The sequence below is a fragment of the Allobosea sp. P1_B10 genome (assembly GCF_056406735.1).
Genome location: NZ_JBFTZP010000008.1, coordinates 148,066 through 165,914 on the forward strand (window position 1 = coordinate 148,066; position 17,849 = coordinate 165,914).

Here is a 17,849-nt window from a genome sequence, read left to right on the forward strand (position 1 = left end):
GAGATTGCGGCCTCTCGACCCGTCATTGCGAGCGCAGCGAAGCAATCCAGAAGCGGCAGAGCGCGACGCTCCCCTGGATTGCTTCGCTGCGCGCGCAATGACGGGTTGCACTCGCGTTTCTCGTCTCGTTCGGACGGTCTCGCGACTGACCTTGCTCGCCGTACTTCTTGCCCCCCTGCCCGCGCTCGCCCAGGCCCCCTCCCCCGATCCCGATCAACTGACCCGGGAGGCGCAGGCCAAGGAGCAGGAAAAGCAGGCCCGAGCCATCGAGCTCAAGGCCATCGAGGAGCGCCTTGCCGGCAACGCCGAAGCCCGCGCCAAGCTCGAGGCCGAGATCGCGGCGATCCGGGCTGATCGCTCCGCCCTCAATACAGCCTTGCTCGAGACAACCAGGCGCACCCAGACGGCCGAAAGCCGCATCGGCGCGATCGAGACCCGCCTCGCCCTGCTGCAATCGAGCGAGAGCGCGATCCGTCGCTCGCTCGAAAGCCGGCGCCACCTGATCGCGGAAGTCCTGGCCGCGCTGCAGAGGATCGGGCGCCGCCCCCCGCCTGCTGTTCTGGTGCGCCCCGAGGATATCCTGGAAGCAGTGCGCGCCTCGATGCTGCTCGGCGCGGTCGTCCCCGACCTCCGGCAGGAGATCGAGATCCTGGGAACGGACTTGCGTGAACTCGTGCGCTTGCGCGAAGGCATTGCCGATGAGCGCAAGGCGATCTCGGTCCAGATGCAGGAACTCGCCGGAGAGCGCCAGCGCCTGGCGTCCCTGATCGAGGCCCGCCGCGAGCGCGAGGCGACCGCGGCCCGGGACGCCGAGGCCCAGCGCGGCGCCGGCAGCGAACTCGCCTCCCAGGCCCGCGGCCTGCGCGATTTCGTCGAGCGCATGGAAAAGGAAATAACGAGTGCCAGCCGCGCCGCAGACGCAGCACGCCAGGCGCTCGAAGCCGAGACGCGCGAGCAGCGGCAGCGCATGGCGGCTCTGGCCTTCAAGGACCCCGCACGACTCGCCCCCAAGATCGCCTTCGCGGAGGCAAGGGGGTTACTTCCTTTGCCGGCGGCCGGATCACAATTGCGTGGTTTTGGCGAAAATGACGGCTCCGGCGGCACAACTCGCGGAATTTCGGTGGAGACGCGCCCGAACGCCTTGGTTTCGGCGCCTTCGGACGCTTGGGTGGTCTATGCAGGCCCGTTCCGCTCGTTCGGCCAACTCTTGATCCTGAACGCGGGCGGGGGCTACTACATGCTGTTGGCCGGCATGCAGCGGATAGACGTGAACCTGAACCAGTTCGTCCTTGCGGGGGAACCGGTTGCGGTTATGGGTGAAACGTCGGAAGCTGCCGCGACGATAGTAGGATCGGGAACCGGGCAGCCGGTTCTCTATATCGAGTTCAGAAAAGACGGTGTCTCGGTCGATCCGACGCCGTGGTGGACAAAACCGCAAGGCGAAAAGGTTCGCGGATGATGCGCAAGGTCTCTCTCGTATTCGCTGGCGCGGTCGTGGGCGCGGGGCTGACCGGTGTGGTCACCCAGACGCACCTGTTCACCTCGACCAGCGCGGTCGCGGCGTCCGCCGAGGTCTATCGCAGCCTGAACCTCTTCGGTGACATCTTCGAGAAGATCCGGACCGACTACGTCGAGAAGCCCGACGAGCAGAAGCTGATCGAGGCCGCGATCAACGGCATGGTCTCTTCGCTCGACCCCCATTCGTCCTATCTGGATGCCAAGAGCTTCCGTGACATGGACACCGACATGCGTGGCCAGTTCGGCGGCCTCGGCATCGAGGTCACCATGGAGGACGGTGTCCTCAAGGTCGCCAAGCCGATTCGCGACACGCCCGCCTCGAAGGCCGGCATCCTGGCCAACGACATCATCAGCCAGATCGACGGCGACGTCGTGAAGGGCCTCAGCCTGACGCAGGCGGTCGAGAAGATGCGCGGCCTGATCAACACGCAGGTCAAGCTCAAGATCGAGCGCCCCGGCAAGCCCGAGCCGCTGGAATTCACCCTGACCCGCTCGACCATCGTCGTGCCGGCGGTCGAGGAGCGCGTCGAGGCCGATGTCGGCTACATCCGCATCGGCACCTTCAGCGAGCAGACCTATGAGGGCCTGCGCAAGGCGATCGACAAGGTCAACACCGAGATCGGCGTCGACAAGGTCAAGGGCTACGTCATCGACCTCCGCAACAACCGCGGTGGCCGGCTCGACCAGTCCGTGCTGGTGTCGGATGCCTTCCTCGAGCGCGGCAAGATCGTCTCGACGCGCGGCCGCAACGCCGAGGAGACGCAGGTCTTCAACGCCAAGGCGGGCGACCTGACCAAGGGCAAGCCGGTGGTGGTGCTGATCAACGGCTCGTCGGCCTCGGCCGCCGAGATCGTCGCCGGCGCGCTGCAGGACCACAAGCGCGCGACCGTCATGGGCACGCGCTCCTTCGGCAAGGGCTCGGTGCAGACCGTGATTCCGCTCGGCAGCAATGGCGGCCTGCGCCTGACGACGGCGCGCTACTACACCCCGTCGGGCACCTCGATCCAGGCCAAGGGCATCACCCCGGACATCGAAGTCGTCCAGGAGATTCCCGCCGAGCTCAAGGACAAGCTCAGCGAGAACAAGGGTGAGGCTTCGCTGAAGGGCCACCTGAAGTCGACGGACGGCAAGGACGAGCAGTCGGGATCGGCTGCCTATGTGCCCAATGACCCGACCAAGGACACCCAGCTGATCGCCGCCCTCAATCTGCTGCGCGGCGTCAAGAAGGACGCCGCCGCACCCGTGCCGGCCCTTGCGCCCGAGGCGCCCAAGCCGAACTGATTGGCGTTGCGGGGCAGCCGGCTCTCGACGCCGGACCCCGCACACGACAAGACTAGGCACGCCGGCCGCTGATTCGGGTCCGGGTCGAATCGTTGAGGACGGCTGCCGTTGGCCGGAACGCCGCTCACAGAGCTTACCCGGCCGCTTGGCCGGGACCGTCCCGTGCCTCAAGGCAAGCCATGGGGGCGTTTGCTTGTGCTGGGCACCTCAGGTGCCGTCGGCCTTGCCTGCATTGCGCTTGCCCTCATCGTTGTCCTGCGCCGTGATCCCGATGGCGGCCAACCCTTCGCCACGGCGGCGATCGAAACCCGCGTCGCGGCCGCGCAGCCTGGCGTGGCTCCTGCCCTGCCGCCCACGCAGGAACCGCGCACGCAATCGACGGCGCGACAGGTCGAAAGCGAATCCGGCGTCAGCATCGTGCGCCCCGGCGCAGACGTTCCGGGCTCGATCATCATCACGATTCCCGATGCGCCCGGCGTGGTCAAACTCGCAACCGCGCCCGACACCCGACTCACCGAACGCAGCCGCCATGGCCTGCTGCCCAAGATCGGCCCCGACGGCTCGACCCCTGCGCAGATCTATGCCCGCCCCCTCGGCCCGGAGCCCTCGCCAAAGCCGGCGGGGCGCATCGCGTTGCTGGTCGGCGGGCTCGGCATCAGCCAGTCCGGCACGGCCGATGCTGTGGCGAGGCTGCCCGGCGCGATCTCTCTGGCCTTCGCGCCCTATGGCCAGGAACTCGAGCGCACCGTGCAGCGCGCACGCAGCGGCGGCCACGAGGTCTTCCTCCAGGTCCCGATGGAGCCGTTCGACTATCCCGACAATGATCCCGGGCCGCACACCCTGCTCACCGGGCCGAAGGCTGCCGAGAACCTCGACCGGCTGCAATGGGTGCTCGGTCGCTTCACCGGCTATGTCGGCATCGTCAATTTCCTCGGCGGCCGCCTGACTGCAGACGATGCGGCGCTCTCGCCGATCCTGCGCGAAATCGCCGGGCGCGGCCTGCTCGTCGTCGATGACGGCTCCTCGTCGCGCAGCCTGCTGGCCGGTTCGGCCACGCGCGCCCAGATTCCGGCGCTCAAGGTCGACCGCATCATCGACACGGTTCAGCGCGCCGATGCCATCGACAAGGAACTCGCAGCCCTGGAGGCGCAGGCTCGCAGCCAGGGCCTGGCCATCGCGGCCGCCAGCGCCCTCCCCGTCTCGATCGACCGGATCAGCCGCTGGGCCCAGTCCCTGGAGGCAAAGGGCCTCGTCATCGTGCCCGTGAGCGCAGCAGGACGCTTCCGCAATCCCTCGACCACAGGCTCCCTGCGATGACCGACGCCGCACCCGAAGGCTACCGCCCCTGCGTGGGGCTGGCGCTGTTCAATGCGCAGGGCCTCGTCTTCGTCGGGCGCCGCGCCGACAAGAGCAAGCGCGAGCACGTCGCGCCCGGCCATGAGTGGCAGATGCCGCAGGGCGGCATCGACCCCGGAGAGACCCCGCTGGAAGCCGCGCGGCGCGAATTGCAGGAGGAGACGAATGTCACCTCCGTGACGCTGCTGGCTGAGGCTCCAGGCTGGTTCAGCTACGACCTGCCGGTCGACATCGGCAAGGAAGCCTGGAAAGGGCGCTGGCGCGGCCAGGCGCAGCGCTGGTTCGCCTTCCGCCTGACAGGGCCAGAATCCGAGATCGATATCGCCACGCCCGCCGGAGGCCACAAGGCCGAGTTCGACGCCTGGCGCTGGGTGCCGCTGGCCGACACGCCGAACCTCATCATTCCCTTCAAGCAGCAGGTCTACCGCAACGTCGCGGCCGCCTTCGCGCCCTTCGCCGCGCAGGCCTGACGCCGCCGCCTCACGGCCCGGTCGCGCCCACCGCGCGCAGCCGAAGCGACACCGTCATCAAACCCTCATCTGCGACGGCAACTCTCGCGGGATGACTGATTCGATCGACAGGCTCCATCTGGCGGTACGCGCGGCGCGCTCGCGCGACCCCTCTTCTTCGCGCACCGCCAGGCTGATCGGCGAAGGCGTGGCGAAGATGGCCAAGAAAGTCGCCGAGGAGGCCGTCGAGGTCGGGCTCGAAGCGGTCCAGGGCGACCGCGCCCGCACGATTCTCGAAAGCGCCGACCTGTTCTACAATCTCGTCGTGCTGTGGAGCGAGATGGGCATAACGCCCGGCGACGTCTGGCGGGAGATCGACCGCCGCGAGCGGCTCTACGGCATCGCGGAAAAACTGCCGAAACCCGGCTCGAAGGCCAAATTCGCCCGCCAAACCGCACTGCGTCGCCCCGGTATCGCGATCGCCGCGCTGACCGGGGATTGAGGGCACGAGCCACGGTCCACAGCGCCGGAATGATTTTGACGCGGTGCAGCGATTTCGGGGTTGCCAAGCCGAAAGAGAGCGGCTATTTCGACGCCATCGGCTTGGAACGCAACGCGCTTCGAGCCGGGCACGCGCCCGTAGCTCAGCTGGATAGAGCATCAGACTACGAATCTGAGGGTCAGAGGTTCGAATCCTTTCGGGCGCGCCATTATTCCTAAGTGTATTTTCGGCACTTAGCTGGGAAAAACCTGAAGCATACTGTTTCGCTTGAGGTTTTACATTCTGGGTACTGATCAACCGCATCAGCCCACGAAGATCATCACATCCGCTTTAATAGACCGCTACGCATAGCGGCCATCAATAGGCCCGCTTGTCTGCGAGCGCAGGATGCTGGGCTCGGTCAGCCGCAGCCTCCCCCAAGCTCAAACGTAACGCCTGATCTCGTCGATATAGGCCTCGAGGAACCTCTCCGCTTGTTGCGGCAGCGGGGAGCCCTTGGGTGCGATGACCGAGATCGAGAACCGGTCCTGCATGCGGATCGGAAGGCTGGTCCCGCCCTTGCTTTCGTGCTCCCGTGCCGCGAAGGGGTCGACGATCGACAGGCCACATCCGCGCCGCACGAGCGCCCCCGCCGTTTCCGAAAGATGCGCCCGCAGCTGAACGCGTGGCGGCTTCTTCATCGCGGAGAACAGACGGTCGAGTGTGCGCCCCGTCATCGTCGTGCTGGCGAAGCCCACGAAATCACGGTCGCTCAGATCGTCCAGCGTGACCTCGGCACATGACCCGAGCGGATCATCGCTGTTCATGATGCAGCGATAGGCCACGGAGTCGTTGCGGATCACGGACACCTCGGCCTCGACCTTGCGCGGGCTGATCATGCCGAGGCAGGCATCGCCGCGCGCCACCATCGGAATGATGTTCGAGGTGCGGGCCGACTGGATCTCGATCCCGAAACCGGGGTCGCGCTGGTGCAGCACGGCAATCGCATCGGGGATGACGGTAGTCGCCAGCGTGGCCATCGCCGAGATGGTGATGTTGCCGTAGATGCCCTGCTTGAGCCTCTGGATCCCGGTTTCGATAGCCGACAGGCTGATGAAAGCGCGGTCGACCTCGCTCATCAGCGCCCGCGCCGCCTCGGTTGGCATGATCCGATTGCCCGCGCGCTTGAACAGTTCCAGCTGGATTGCCGCCTCGAGATCCCTGATGAGCCGGCTAACGGCAGGTTGGCTTATCGCCAGAAGCTCGGCTGCCGCCGAGACCGAACCGGTCTTCATGGTGGCGTGAAAGGCCTCGAGGCCGCGCTGACTCAGCATAACATAATCGCAATCTAGCAAGCGAAATTGGCATTTGCATTATACAACATAGCCGGCCGTAATGCCATGATCCTACCGCTTATCCAGCAGGTTCCACGCATGCAGCCGGCCCAGACAGAGGTTGTCGTCATCGGCGGAGGGATCGCTGGAGTCTGTACAGCTCTGCAGCTCGCCGAATGGGGCATTCCCGTCGTGCTGTGCGAGAAGGGCGCTATCGCCGCCGAGCAGTCCTCGCGCAATTGGGGCTGGGTTCGGATCCAGGGCCGCAAGCGGCCGGAGATCCCGCTGATGCTGCGGAGCATGGAGATCTGGTCCCGGCTGGCGGAGACGGTCGACTGCGATATCGGCTTCCGGCGGGGCGGCGTGACCTATCTCGCGAAAACCCCGGACGAATTGGTGGATCGCGCCAGATGGCTGGAGCATGCACGCGATTTCGGGATCGAGACGCAGCTCCTCGGTGCGGGCCAGGTCGCCAACATGCTGGGGCACAATGACACCGCCTTCGCCGGCGCCGTGCATACGCCCCAGGATGCCTATGCCGAGCCCGACCTCGCCGTCCCCGCCATGGCCAGGCTCGCCGCAGCCAAGGGCGCGGTCATGCTTGAAAACACGGCCGTGAGAACGCTGGAGCGGGAAGCCGGCCGCGTCGTCGCGGTGGTCACGGAGCATGGCCGCATCGCCTGCTCGGCCGTGGTGCTGGCCGGCGGCGCCTGGTCACGGACATTTCTTGAGAACGAGGGCTTTGCCTTCCCCCAGCTTGCCGTCCTCTCCTCGGCACAGCGGGTGACGAATGCGAGGCAGGTCTCGAGCAGCACCTTCGGCGCCGGCCCGGCGTCGATCCGCCCTCGCCTCGACGGCGACTACACGCTGGGGAGGGCCACCGCGGCGCGGTTTGACCTGATACCAGCGGCCTTCACCCATTTCCGCGCATTTCTTCCGGTTCTGCGCGCGCGCTGGCGGATGATGAAGCTCCGCCTTGGCCCGTCCTTCTACGGTCCGCTGGGACGCCATCGCTGGGCGGGAGACGAGGTCAGCCCGTTCGAACAGGTCCGCACATTGGATCCGAGGCCGGAGGCGTCGATCCTCGACGACACGCTCGCTGCGGCACGCCGGATCTATCCGCACATGGCCGAGGCGATCGTCGTCAAGCGCTGGGCGTCGATGATCGATGTCATGCCCGACGAAGTCCCCGTCATCGACGAGATGCCGGGGCTGCCGGGGTTGGTGGTGGCGACGGGACTGTCTGGCCATGGCTTTGGCCTTGGACCCGGCATCGGGATGATGGCCGCGGAGATCGCCACGGGCCGCCCGGCGAGCACGAGCCGACAGGAGTTCCGCTTCAACCGATTTTAAGGTCGCCAGCCTGACGCAGTTCAACGAGGCACAACGCCCGGCTGCCCATCCTGACGACGATTGTAACGCTGCAACGGGAGGATGACGATGAAACTGAGCTATCCGGGGCTTTTGCTGGCCGGGTTTCTGGCTGCTGCGCCCGCATCTGCCGACACCGTGTTGAGAGTCGGGATGGCCGCTCCCGATGTCGGGCAGCTCGACCCGCACAAGGCGACCACGACACCCGACAAGCCGACGACCGGCTGGGTCTTCAACGGGCTCGTCCGCTTCAAGCCGGGCTCCGACGATCTCGCCGGGCTCGAACCCGATCTCGCGCAGAGCTGGGAGAAGAGCGCCGACGGCCTGGTCTGGACCTTCAAGCTGCGCTCGGGCGTCAAATTCCATCACGGCTACGGCGAACTGACGGCCGATGACGTCGTGTTTTCGCTCAAGCGCGCGGCCGATCCCAAGAGCTCGTCATTCTCGGGCGACTATGCGGCCTTCAAGGATGTCGAGGCGGTCGATCCGCTGACGGTGCGCATCACCTTGAAATCGCCCGTGCCCTCGCTGCTGGGACTCGTCGCGAATTATCACGGCGGCAACATCGTCAGCAAAAAGGCCGTCGAGGCGCTCGGCGACGATTTCCGCATCAAGGCCGTCGGCACCGGGCCCTTCATGATCGGGCCCTACGTTCCCCAGGAGTCGGTGACCTTTACCGCCAACAAGGACTATTTCCGGGGCGCGCCGAAGCTCGACAAGATCGTCTATCGCTACATCCCCTCGGATGCGTCGCGCGACCTGGCTTTCCGCTCGGGAGAGCTCGACGTGACCTATGGCCGCCAGGACCAGCAATGGGTCCAGCGCATGAAGGAGCAGAAGGGCATCCTGGTCGATGTCGTGCGCCCTGCCGAACTGCAGATGCTGCACATCAACATCACGCAGGCGCCGCTCGACAAGCTGGAGGTCCGCAAGGCGATCGCCACCGCGATCAACCGCGACGAGTTCGTGAAGTACATCGGCAGCGACGTCTCGGCGCCGGGCCGTTCGGTCATCCCCGCCGGCAATCTCGGCTTCGATGCCTCCGCCGACGTGCTGGGCAAGGGCGATGTCGAGGGCGCCAAGAAGATGCTCGCCGCAGCCGGCTTCCCCAATGGCATCGACATCAAGATGGTCCAGACTTCGCTGCCCACCATGCTCGCTGTCGCACAGGTGGCGCAGGCGCAGCTCGCCAAGGCCGGCATCCGGCTCAATCTCGACGTCGTCGATCACCAGACCTTCCACGCCAATATCCGCAAGGACCTTTCGCAGATCGTCTACTACTCGGCGGCGCGGTTCCCCGTCGCGGATGTCTATCTCAGCCAGTTCTTCCATTCGGCCGCGACGGTAAACACGCCCAAGGGCGGCACCAACTTCTCGCATTGCGCCATGGCCGATGCCGACATCGACGCGGCCCGGATCGAGCAGGACCCCGCCAAGCAGCTTGCCTACTGGGCCGCCGCCCAGCGCAAGCTGGTCGAGAATGTCTGCGGCATTCCCCTCCATGAGCAGCTGATCATCTGGGCCCGCAAGAGCAATGTCGACTACGGCTACGACTACAAGGCCAACATGCATCTCGGTCCCAACATCACCGAGCTGACGAAGCTGAACTGACGTCGATCAGGGCCGGGGCGAGGCGCTTGCAGGCGCGCGCTCCGGCCATCCCAATGCCCGCCGGGAAGGCTTGATGATCCGCTATATCCTGTCGCGAATGATCTCGACCGCGCCCACGGTCTTCGCCGTGCTCACGCTCGTCTTCATCCTGGTGCGGATCGTCCCCGGCGATCCCGCCCTCGTCATCATGGGCGACGAGGCCAAGCCCGAGGCTCTGGCCGCCCTGCGTGAACGGCTCGGCATCGACGTCCCGATCTGGCGGCAATACCTCGCCTTCCTCTGGCAGATGCTGCATGGCGATCTCGGCCGCTCGCTGATCACCAATCGCAGCGTGCTCGAGACCATCGCAGGCGTCCTGCCCTACACGCTCGAACTGACGATCGCGGCCGTCATCATCGGCCTCGTCTTCGGCGTGCCGCTGGGTATTGCCGCAGCCTATCGCCGCGACGGCTTCATCGACTGGCTGGCGCGTATCGTCTCGCTCACGGGACTGTCCTTCCCCGCCTTCATCTCGGCCATCCTGATGCTTCTGGCCTTCGCCATCCATCTCTCATGGTTCCCGGTGATCTCGCTTGGAAAACCCCTGAGCGACCCGGTCGGGCGCCTGCAATCGCTGGCCCTGCCGGCGATCAATCTCGGCATCGTCATGATGGCCTATGTCACGCGCGTCACGCGCTCGGGCATGATCAAGGTGATGGAGGAGGACTACATCCGCACGGCGCAGGCCAAGGGCCTGACCGAGCGCTCGATCGTCTTCCGGCACGGGTTGCGCAACATCCTGGTGCCGCTGATCACCTTCAGCGGGCTCTATTTCAGCGTGCTTATCGGCAATTCGGTGCTGACCGAGATCGTCTTCAACCGGCCTGGGCTGGGCAAGCTGATCGTCGGCGCGCTGGAGAAGCGCGACTACACCATGCTGCAGGGCCTGATCGTGATCTACGCGATCATCGTCGTCATCATCAATCTCATCACCGACCTGACCTATGGTCTGGCCGATCCCAGGGTCAAAGCCCAGTGAGCAGCACAGCCATACCGACCGGCCGGGTGTGGCGCCGCCTGAAACAGGGCGCGGCGCTGTGGATCGGCATCATGCTGGTCTCCGTCAGCGTGATCGCAGCCCTGCTGGCGCCCTGGATTTCGCCGCATGATCCCAACGTCCAGGACATCGCCAACAAGCTGGCCTCGCCATCGCAGCGCTATCTGCTGGGGACCGACGCCTTCGGCCGCGACATCCTCTCGCGCATCCTGTGGGGCGCGCGCGTCTCGCTCTTCGTAGGCTTCGTCTCGACGGCGGTGGCCGTCATGGCAGGCGCGGCGCTGGGCATCATCTCAGGCTATTACGGCGGCCGCGTCGACAAGGCGATCTCGTCGGGCAACGACATCCTGATGAGCTTTCCGCAGATCATCCTGGGAATCGTCATCGTCGCCCTGCTGGGACCCAGCATCACCAACCTGATCATCGCCATCGCGGTCACCGCCGTTCCCGCCTTCTTCCGAGTGGCACGCGGCTCGACGCTGGCGATGAAGGAGCGCGACTTCGTCGATGCCTGCCGCAGCCTCGGCATGACCGATTTGCGCATCATGTTCCGCCACATCCTGCCCAATATCGGTGACGACGTGACCGTGCTGGGCTCGCTCTGGCTGGCGACCGCGATCCGCACCGAGGCCTCGCTCTCCTTCATCGGCCTCGGCGCACCACCACCGACCGCGACGCTGGGCGGGCTGGTGCGCGACGGCTTCGAGAACATCCTCGATTCCGCAGGGCTGGCGATCTACCCGTCGATCGCGATCCTGATCGTGATGATCGGCCTGAACCTGATCGGCGACGGCCTGCGCGATGTGCTCGACCCCCGCGTGGCGACGTGACGCGCTCATCCACCGATCCGAATGCAGCCTGAGTGATGACGATGCAGCCGCTTTCCGCCGACCCCATCGCTCCTGAACCGGCCGATGTCGGGCAGGGCTACCAGTCGCACAGCGCCCATTGGGGCACGTTCAAGGCGCGCTTCGACGGGACCGATCTCGACCTCGTGCCACATCCAGGCGATCCCGCGCCGTCGCCGATTCTGGGCAATTTTCGCGGCGCCTTGCGGCATCGCGCGCGCATCCTGCGGCCTGCGATCCGGCGCTCATGGCTGGAGCAGGGGCCGGGCCCGCGGACGCGACCGCTGGACGAGCCCTTCGTCGAGGTGGACTGGGACGAGGCGCTCGACCTGCTGGCGCGCGAACTGCGCCGGCTGAAGGACAATCATGGTCCGCAGTCGATCTATGGCGGTTCCTATGGCTGGGCCAGCGCCGGGCGCTTCCACCACGCGCAGAGCCAGATCCATCGCTTTCTGAACCTGGCGCTGGGCGGATATGTCCGCTCGGTCAACAGCTACAGCGCCGGCGCCTCCTCGGTGATCCTGCCCCATGTGATGGGCAGCTTCGAGGACATCTCGCGCCACAACGTCACCTGGGACCAGATCTGCGCCCACACCGACACCGTGCTCGCCTTCGGCGGCATGGCGATCAAGAACTCGATGATCGGCAATGGCGGCGTCAGCGCCCATATCGAGCCCGATGCGATGCGCGCCGCCTCGGCGCGCGGCACCGTGTTCCATCTTTTCAGCCCGCTGCGCGACGACCTGCCAGACGATATCGACGTGCGCTGGCACCCAGCCCGTGTCGGCACCGATACCGCCGTGATGCTGGCGATGGCGCATACGCTGGTCGCCGAGAACCTCTACGATCGCGCCTTCGTCGAACGCTACTGCACGGGCTTCGAGCCATATGCGGCCTATCTCACGGGCGCGGCCGATGGCGTGGCCAAGGATGCGGACTGGGCTGCGCGGATTTCCGGGATCTCCGCTGAAACGATCCGGAAGATCGCCCGCTCGCTCGTCGCCGGCCGCAGCCTGATCACGGTCTCGCATTCGATGCAGCGCGCGGAGTATGGCGAGCAGCCGGTCTGGGCCGCGGCGGCGCTAGCGGCGCTGGTGGGGCAGATCGGCCTGCCGGGAGGCGGCTACAATTATGCGCTGGGGGCGATGGGCCATACCGGCCGGCGCTCGGTCTCCGTCGACATCCCGCTCTTCGGCCAGGGCCGCAACGACGTCGAGGCCTTTATCCCAGTGGCGCGCATCAGCGACATGCTGCTGCACCCCGGCGAGACCTACGAGTACAATGGCCGCACGCTCACCTATCCCGATATCCGCATGGTTTACTGGGCCGGCGGCAATCCCTTCCATCATCACCAGGATCTCAATCGCCTGCGCCGGGCCTTCGCGCGGCCGGAGACCATCGTGGTGCATGAGAACGCCTGGACGGGCATGGCGAAATCCGCCGACATCGTCCTGCCGGCGACGATGACGCTCGAACGCAACGATATCGGCGCCACCCGTACCGACACGCTGATGATCGCGATGCGCCAGCTGGCGCCGCCGGTCGGCGAGGCCCGTGACGACTACGCGATCTTTGCCGCCCTGGCGGCCAGGCTAGGAGCCGAACAGGCATTCACCGAGGGGCGTAGCAGCCACGAATGGCTGCGCCATCTCTACGAACCCACAAGGCTCAGCCTGCTCGAAAAAGGGCTGCCGGCGCCGTCGTTCGACGATTTCTGGGAGGCCGGCGAGTTGAGCCTGCCGCTGGCAGAAGACGATGGCGGTTTCCTGCGCCGTTTCCGGACTGACCCCGACGCGCACAGGCTCAAGACGCCCAGCGGCCGCATCGAGCTGTATTCGCAGACGATCGCCGGTTTCGACTATGACGACTGCCCTGGCCACCCGGCCTTCATCCCAGCCAGGCAGCAACCCAATCCGCGCCACCCGCTGCACCTGATCGCCAATGCGCCGGCCACGCGCCTTCACAGCCAGCTCGATTTCGGCGGCTACAGCCAGTCGCAGAAAATCCGGGGCCGCGAGGTCCTGCGCATCCATCCCGATGACGCCAAGGCGCGCGGCATTAGCGACGGCGATATCGTGCGGGTCTTCAACGATCTCGGCGCAAGCCTTGCTGCCGCCAGGGTGAGCGAGAGCGTGACGCGCGGCGTCGTCAACCTGCCGACCGGCGCCTGGTATGACCCGCTTGTGATGACGCAAGGCGTCGATCCGGAGTGCATCCACGGCAACCCCAATACGCTGACGCTGGATATCGGGACGTCGCGGCTTGCGCAGGGATGCTGCGGGCAAGTCACAGTCGTCGAGTGTGAACGGTTCGACGGCGAATTGCCGGGGATCACCGCGTTCGACCCGCCGGTATTTACCCAGCGGACGTCCCCAGACCGAAAGGCGGGCTAAAGGCGACGGTGCCGGGCGCCTGCGCCTCGGCATCATCCCCAATTGACCGGGCAGCGGCGCGGCGGATTCTAGGTTCCTGCGCCATTCCTTGCGAGGCCGAACAAATAGTCGTTCTGGGCCTGGGTCTCGACAGCGCCGGCCGCGTGCTCTGCCCGGATCCGGGCAATCGCCTCTTGAGGTCTGGCGCCGGCCTCCATCAGCAGGCGCGATGCGACGAGGCCGGTTCGGCCCAGGCCGGCCCTGCAGTGAACCGCCCAGTCTTCGCCTGCCGCCAATCGATCCAGGAGGCCGAGCTTGCGCCAGCCATGCTCGAACTCCGCATCCGGCGTGCCGAAATCAGGTATCGGAAGGTGAGCCCAGTTCATCTGCGCCGCCGCGACCGCGGCAGCATATGCCTCGTGGCCGCCCGGCAACTCGTTGGCCTCGACAAGGCTCAGCACAGAGGTCGCCCCGGCCGCCGCCAGGGCTCTGAGGTCCCATGAGACGGCCTCGCCGGCACCGTCACCATCCCCAGCTTGCCATCGCCCGGGACAGGGGCACAGCAGCAGTTTGCCGGCACGTCCCGGAATACCGATGACAGAAAAGGAAGCATCGGCGGGGCGTTTCAAGGGGGTATCCGGGGTTGAGAGGCAGGAGGGGCGTTTGACTTGATTGGATAGCTGTGTACAGCTATCCAATCAAGTGTCCAGACGGCAAGCCCGGCAATGCGCGAAGCCCTCCCCCGTCCGCCTGATCCCGACTGGCGGAGCCGCTTGCAGGCTCTCGTCTGGCCGATGGCGCTTTGCACAGTCGTGGGACTGCTTGGCTGGATCGTCGCCCGAAACGTCTCGGCCAACCTCGCGGCGGCGGGGATGGAGATCGACTTCTCCTTCCTGTGGCAGGAGGCCGGCTTCGATGTCAGCCAGTCGCTGATCGGCTATTCGCCACGAGACAGCTATGCGCGCGTCCTTCTGGTGGGTGCGCTGAACACGTTGCTCGCAGCAGCCGTCGTACTGGTGCTGGCCAGTATTATCGGCCTGGTTGTCGGGATCGCGATGACGAGCTCCAACTGGCTCGTACGAACGCTCGCGCATTTCTATGTCGAATTGCTACGCAATCTCCCCAAACTCCTCATCCTGATCGCGCTCTACGTGCTGATGGTGCGCGGCCTCCCGCATGTCCGCGCCGCCTGGAGCGGCCCACTGGGCATCCAGCTTTCCAATCGCGGCCTGTTCCTGCCCTGGCCTACCTTCGACGAGGGGGCCGGCCTGCTCGGCGCCGCTGTGCTGATCTGGCTCGGCGGCGCGCTGATCTGGGGCCGCATCGCCCGCCGCCAGCAGAACCTGACGGGCATCCGGCCGCCTGTGTTCATGCCGGTGATCGGCGTGGGCGCCTTCGCCTTCTGGCTGCTGATCATGTCCGGCGCCGTCGCGATCGGCTGGTCCACGCCGGTTCTCCGCGGCTTCAACGTCAGCGGCGGCATGGGGCTTTCGCTGCAATTCACCGCGCTGGTCGTCGCCCTCTCGGTGTATCATGGCGGCCAGATCGGCGCGATCGTGCGCGGCGGCATCATCGCCACGTCCGTCGGACAGCGCGAGGCGGCCTATGCACTCGGGCTCGACTGGCTCAAGACGATGCGCCTGATCGTGCTGCCGCAGGCGCTGCGCGTGATCACGCCGCCGCTCGGGAACCAGTACAGCAACCTGCTGAAAAATACCTCGATCGCACTGGCCGTCGGCTATTCCGACCTGTTGAGCGTGGTCAGCACCTCGATCAACCAGACTTTCCGCCCGATCGAGTTGATGGCGATCGTGGCGCTGTTCTTCCTCGTCGTGAACATGCTGATCTCCGCGCTGGTGAACTGGGTCAGCCACAGCTACCGGCTGAAGGGGCGCTGAGATGGCGACGCTCGCACATCGCCCGACCCGACAGGCGACGGCCCGCATCTGGCTCCGCGAAAACCTGTTCTCCGGCTGGTGGAACAGCCTGCTCACCCTGGCGACACTGGCCGGCCTCTACGCGATCATCTCGGCCAGCCTGAACTGGGGCGTCTTTCAGGCCGTGCCTTTTTCCGGTGACCGGACCGACTGCCTCGCCGCCTCGGGCGCCTGCTGGGCGTTCCTGCGCGAGAAGTCGGACCTCATCCTGACAGGCACCTATCCAGCCGAGGAACGCTGGCGCGCCTACACCGCGACGGGAATCCTGGTGGCGCTGGTACTCGTCCAGCTGCTCGTGCCGATGCGGGCTGTCCTGCGTGTCGTCCTGCTCGTCGCGGCCGCAGCGGCGAGTTATGTGCTGCTCCGCGGCGGTGTCGGTGGCCTGCCGCTGGTGGAATCGCATCGCTGGAACGGCCTGCCGCTCGTGCTGTTCCTGTCCGTTTTCAGCATGGCCGCGGCCTTTCCGCTCGGCGTCGTGCTGGCGCTGATGCGCTGGTCGGGCGACCGGACGCTCAACCTTGCCGCCGTCGGCTATATCGAGACCGTTCGGGCAATCCCGATGGTCGCGGTGCTGTTCGCCGGCATCTTCGTGCTGCCGCTCGTACTCTCGCGCGGCGCCGCGATCGAGCCGGTGATGGCGATCCTCTTCGTGCTCACCCTGTTCTATGCCGCCTATTTCGCCGAGGATGTCCGCGCCGGCCTGCAGGCGCTGCCCGCCGGGCAGATCGAGGCCGGCAAGAGCCTGGGCCTCTCCGGCTGGCATCGACTGAGCTTCATCGTCCTGCCGCAGGCCCTGCGCACGGCCGTGCCCGGGCTCACCAACAGCGTCATCGGCAGCTTCAAGGACACCTCGCTGGTCGCCATCGTCGGCATGCACGACCTGCTGTCGACCTCGCGCATGGCCTATGCGGACCCGCTCTGGCAGGCCTATGCGCTGGAGGCCAATGTCGCGATCGGGCTGTTCTATTTCCTCTGCTGCTGGCTGATCTCGGAGCGCGGACGTCGCCTCGGGCACGCCGTCGCAAAGTCCGGCTGATCTATCGTCAAGAGGATGCTAGGACGAGGCATGAACGAGATTTCGCCACCGGCGGCGCAACAGCTTCGGCAGATGGTCAGGTCACGCAACGACGTGATCTTCGAGATCGTGCGCGACCGCATCTGCCTGCGCGAATATGACGAAGGGCACGTCATCCACGAGGTGGCGCTGGCGACGGAGTTCCAGATCAGCCGCACCCCGATCAGGCAGGTGCTGCAACGGCTGGTCTATGAGCAGCTTGCCGAAACCCGCAACGGCGTCGGCACCATCGTCTCCTATGTCGCCGAGCGGCATGCCGAGATGCTGCGCTTCCGCATCGGCCTCACCGGGCTGATCGCCGATCTCCTGCCGCTGCAGCTCTCGCCGGACCTGCGCTCCGAATTTGTGCGCGTGCGCGCACTTGCAGAGGCGTTGCCCGTCGATGCGCCGGTCAAGGACATCTGGAATGTCTGGCGGACCCATCACGAGGCCCGCAACGCGCTGATCGCCGACGAAGCCTTGCGCCAGATGGACGACATCATCTTCTATCGCGTGGCGCGCAGCTGGGTGTCGTGGCTGAAACAGGACCGCGAGGCGATCCTGGCGCTGCTCAAGGACGAGATCGTCGAAGCGGCGGTGCAGGCCTCCAGCCTGCCGGCGGGCGGGCTGTTCCGCCTCCACGCGGCGCATCTCGAGCGCCTGCTGGCACGCTACGAGGCCAGCGCCCGCAGATAGGCAAGTTGGAGATCGCTCTCGATCGCGCCGGGGCGTGCCATGCGCACGGCTGCGATCGCGCCCTCTGGCGCCATGCCGTACGCGATCAGGATGCGGGCCGCCATCATGCCACTGCGGCCATAGCCGGCGAGACAGGCGAAGCCGACGCTGCGGCCCTCTCGCAGAGTGCTGCCGACACGCGCGAGGAGCCCCGCGCCGTCGAAGCTCGGCCCAGGTGCGGAAAAATCATCGATTGGCCAGCGGGTCAGCCTTATGTCGCGGCTGGCGGCGCCATCGGAGAGCTCGACGAGATCGTCCACCTCGACCTCCTCGTCGCAGAGCAGGCAGGCGAGATCGCTCACGCCATCCGCGGCCAGTCCATCCAGCACTTTGCCCTGCAGGTCCGGCTCGATCACGCGCTCGCCGCGACGCAGGATCACAAGCCCCGGCAGGGGCAGCATCGCGATCCGCCCGCTCACGCCAGCCGGCTGAACCCATCCGATATCGTCGTCCATGCCTGCCCTGA

The 17,849-nt window shown here is 66.2% G+C and carries 16 protein-coding genes and 1 tRNA gene; 14 read left to right on the plus strand and 3 right to left on the minus strand.

Going from position 1 to position 17,849, the window contains the following annotated elements:
- Nucleotides 1–97 precede the first annotated feature (97 nt).
- From AC1D2L_RS17310 to AC1D2L_RS17335, 6 genes are all read left to right on the plus strand, one after another.
- Nucleotides 98–1,459, plus strand: a complete 1,362-nt coding sequence (locus AC1D2L_RS17310) for a murein hydrolase activator EnvC family protein (RefSeq protein ID WP_476847131.1) — start codon at nucleotides 98–100, stop codon at nucleotides 1,457–1,459.
- Nucleotides 1,459–2,799, plus strand: a complete 1,341-nt coding sequence (locus AC1D2L_RS17315; protein WP_476847132.1) for a S41 family peptidase — start codon at nucleotides 1,459–1,461, stop codon at nucleotides 2,797–2,799. Before AC1D2L_RS17310 ends, AC1D2L_RS17315 begins: the two co-directional genes overlap by 1 nt.
- A gap of 195 nt (nucleotides 2,800–2,994) precedes the next feature.
- Complete coding sequence (locus AC1D2L_RS17320) at nucleotides 2,995–4,116, plus strand: divergent polysaccharide deacetylase family protein (RefSeq protein WP_476847133.1); 1,122 nt, start codon at nucleotides 2,995–2,997, stop codon at nucleotides 4,114–4,116.
- A complete protein-coding gene (locus tag AC1D2L_RS17325) occupies nucleotides 4,113–4,625 on the plus strand; it encodes an RNA pyrophosphohydrolase (RefSeq protein ID WP_476847134.1) in 513 nt (170 codons plus the stop codon). Before AC1D2L_RS17320 ends, AC1D2L_RS17325 begins: the two co-directional genes overlap by 4 nt.
- Before the next feature lie 91 nt (nucleotides 4,626–4,716).
- Nucleotides 4,717–5,106, plus strand: a complete 390-nt coding sequence (gene hisE, locus AC1D2L_RS17330) for a phosphoribosyl-ATP diphosphatase (RefSeq protein WP_476847135.1) — start codon at nucleotides 4,717–4,719, stop codon at nucleotides 5,104–5,106.
- Between the two features lie 131 nt (nucleotides 5,107–5,237).
- Nucleotides 5,238–5,314, plus strand: a tRNA-Arg gene (locus AC1D2L_RS17335).
- Nucleotides 5,315–5,528: 214 nt separating this feature from the next.
- Here the strand turns inward: AC1D2L_RS17335 and AC1D2L_RS17340 are convergent.
- A complete protein-coding gene (locus AC1D2L_RS17340) occupies nucleotides 5,529–6,419 on the minus strand; it encodes a LysR family transcriptional regulator (RefSeq protein ID WP_476847136.1) in 891 nt (296 codons plus the stop codon).
- Nucleotides 6,420–6,485: 66 nt separating this feature from the next.
- Between AC1D2L_RS17340 and AC1D2L_RS17345 the strand changes: the two genes are divergently transcribed.
- The 5 genes from AC1D2L_RS17345 to AC1D2L_RS17365 all read left to right on the plus strand — a co-directional run bounded on the left by AC1D2L_RS17345 (nucleotide 6,486) and on the right by AC1D2L_RS17365 (nucleotide 13,678).
- On the plus strand, nucleotides 6,486–7,772 hold the full coding sequence (locus AC1D2L_RS17345) for an NAD(P)/FAD-dependent oxidoreductase (protein ID WP_476847137.1): 1,287 nt from the start codon (nucleotides 6,486–6,488) through the stop codon (nucleotides 7,770–7,772).
- Between the two features lie 87 nt (nucleotides 7,773–7,859).
- Nucleotides 7,860–9,401, plus strand: coding sequence for an ABC transporter substrate-binding protein (locus AC1D2L_RS17350; protein WP_476847138.1), 1,542 nt, complete (start codon nucleotides 7,860–7,862; stop codon nucleotides 9,399–9,401).
- Nucleotides 9,402–9,474: 73 nt separating this feature from the next.
- Complete coding sequence (locus AC1D2L_RS17355) at nucleotides 9,475–10,419, plus strand: ABC transporter permease (protein ID WP_476847139.1); 945 nt, start codon at nucleotides 9,475–9,477, stop codon at nucleotides 10,417–10,419.
- The gene (locus AC1D2L_RS17360; protein WP_476847140.1) at nucleotides 10,416–11,267 is read left to right on the plus strand and encodes an ABC transporter permease; all 852 of its coding nucleotides are present in this window, start codon (nucleotides 10,416–10,418) and stop codon (nucleotides 11,265–11,267) included. Before AC1D2L_RS17355 ends, AC1D2L_RS17360 begins: the two co-directional genes overlap by 4 nt.
- Before the next feature lie 41 nt (nucleotides 11,268–11,308).
- The gene (locus AC1D2L_RS17365; RefSeq protein WP_476847141.1) at nucleotides 11,309–13,678 is read left to right on the plus strand and encodes a molybdopterin guanine dinucleotide-containing S/N-oxide reductase; all 2,370 of its coding nucleotides are present in this window, start codon (nucleotides 11,309–11,311) and stop codon (nucleotides 13,676–13,678) included.
- A gap of 68 nt (nucleotides 13,679–13,746) precedes the next feature.
- Here the strand turns inward: AC1D2L_RS17365 and AC1D2L_RS17370 are convergent, their stop codons facing one another.
- Nucleotides 13,747–14,286, minus strand: a complete 540-nt coding sequence (locus tag AC1D2L_RS17370) for a phosphatase domain-containing protein (protein ID WP_476847142.1) — start codon at nucleotides 14,284–14,286, stop codon at nucleotides 13,747–13,749.
- Between the two features lie 96 nt (nucleotides 14,287–14,382).
- Here AC1D2L_RS17370 and AC1D2L_RS17375 point away from each other — a divergent pair, with 96 nt between their 5' ends.
- Genes AC1D2L_RS17375 through AC1D2L_RS17385 form a run of 3 tightly spaced genes read left to right on the plus strand, consistent with a single transcriptional unit; the run spans nucleotide 14,383 to nucleotide 17,344 of the window.
- On the plus strand, nucleotides 14,383–15,555 hold the full coding sequence (locus AC1D2L_RS17375; protein ID WP_476847143.1) for an amino acid ABC transporter permease: 1,173 nt from the start codon (nucleotides 14,383–14,385) through the stop codon (nucleotides 15,553–15,555).
- A gap of 1 nt (nucleotide 15,556) precedes the next feature.
- Nucleotides 15,557–16,630, plus strand: coding sequence for an amino acid ABC transporter permease (locus AC1D2L_RS17380; RefSeq protein ID WP_476847144.1), 1,074 nt, complete (start codon nucleotides 15,557–15,559; stop codon nucleotides 16,628–16,630).
- A 30-nt stretch (nucleotides 16,631–16,660) separates the two neighbouring features.
- Entirely contained in the window at nucleotides 16,661–17,344 is a 684-nt protein-coding gene (locus AC1D2L_RS17385) for a GntR family transcriptional regulator (RefSeq protein WP_476847145.1), read from the plus strand.
- On the opposite strand, the gene AC1D2L_RS17390 is transcribed toward AC1D2L_RS17385, so the two are convergent.
- Complete coding sequence (locus AC1D2L_RS17390; protein ID WP_476847146.1) at nucleotides 17,320–17,838, minus strand: protein-tyrosine phosphatase family protein; 519 nt, start codon at nucleotides 17,836–17,838, stop codon at nucleotides 17,320–17,322. The two genes, AC1D2L_RS17385 and AC1D2L_RS17390, sit on opposite strands and share 25 nt — an antisense overlap.
- Between the last annotated feature and the right edge of the window lie 11 nt (nucleotides 17,839–17,849).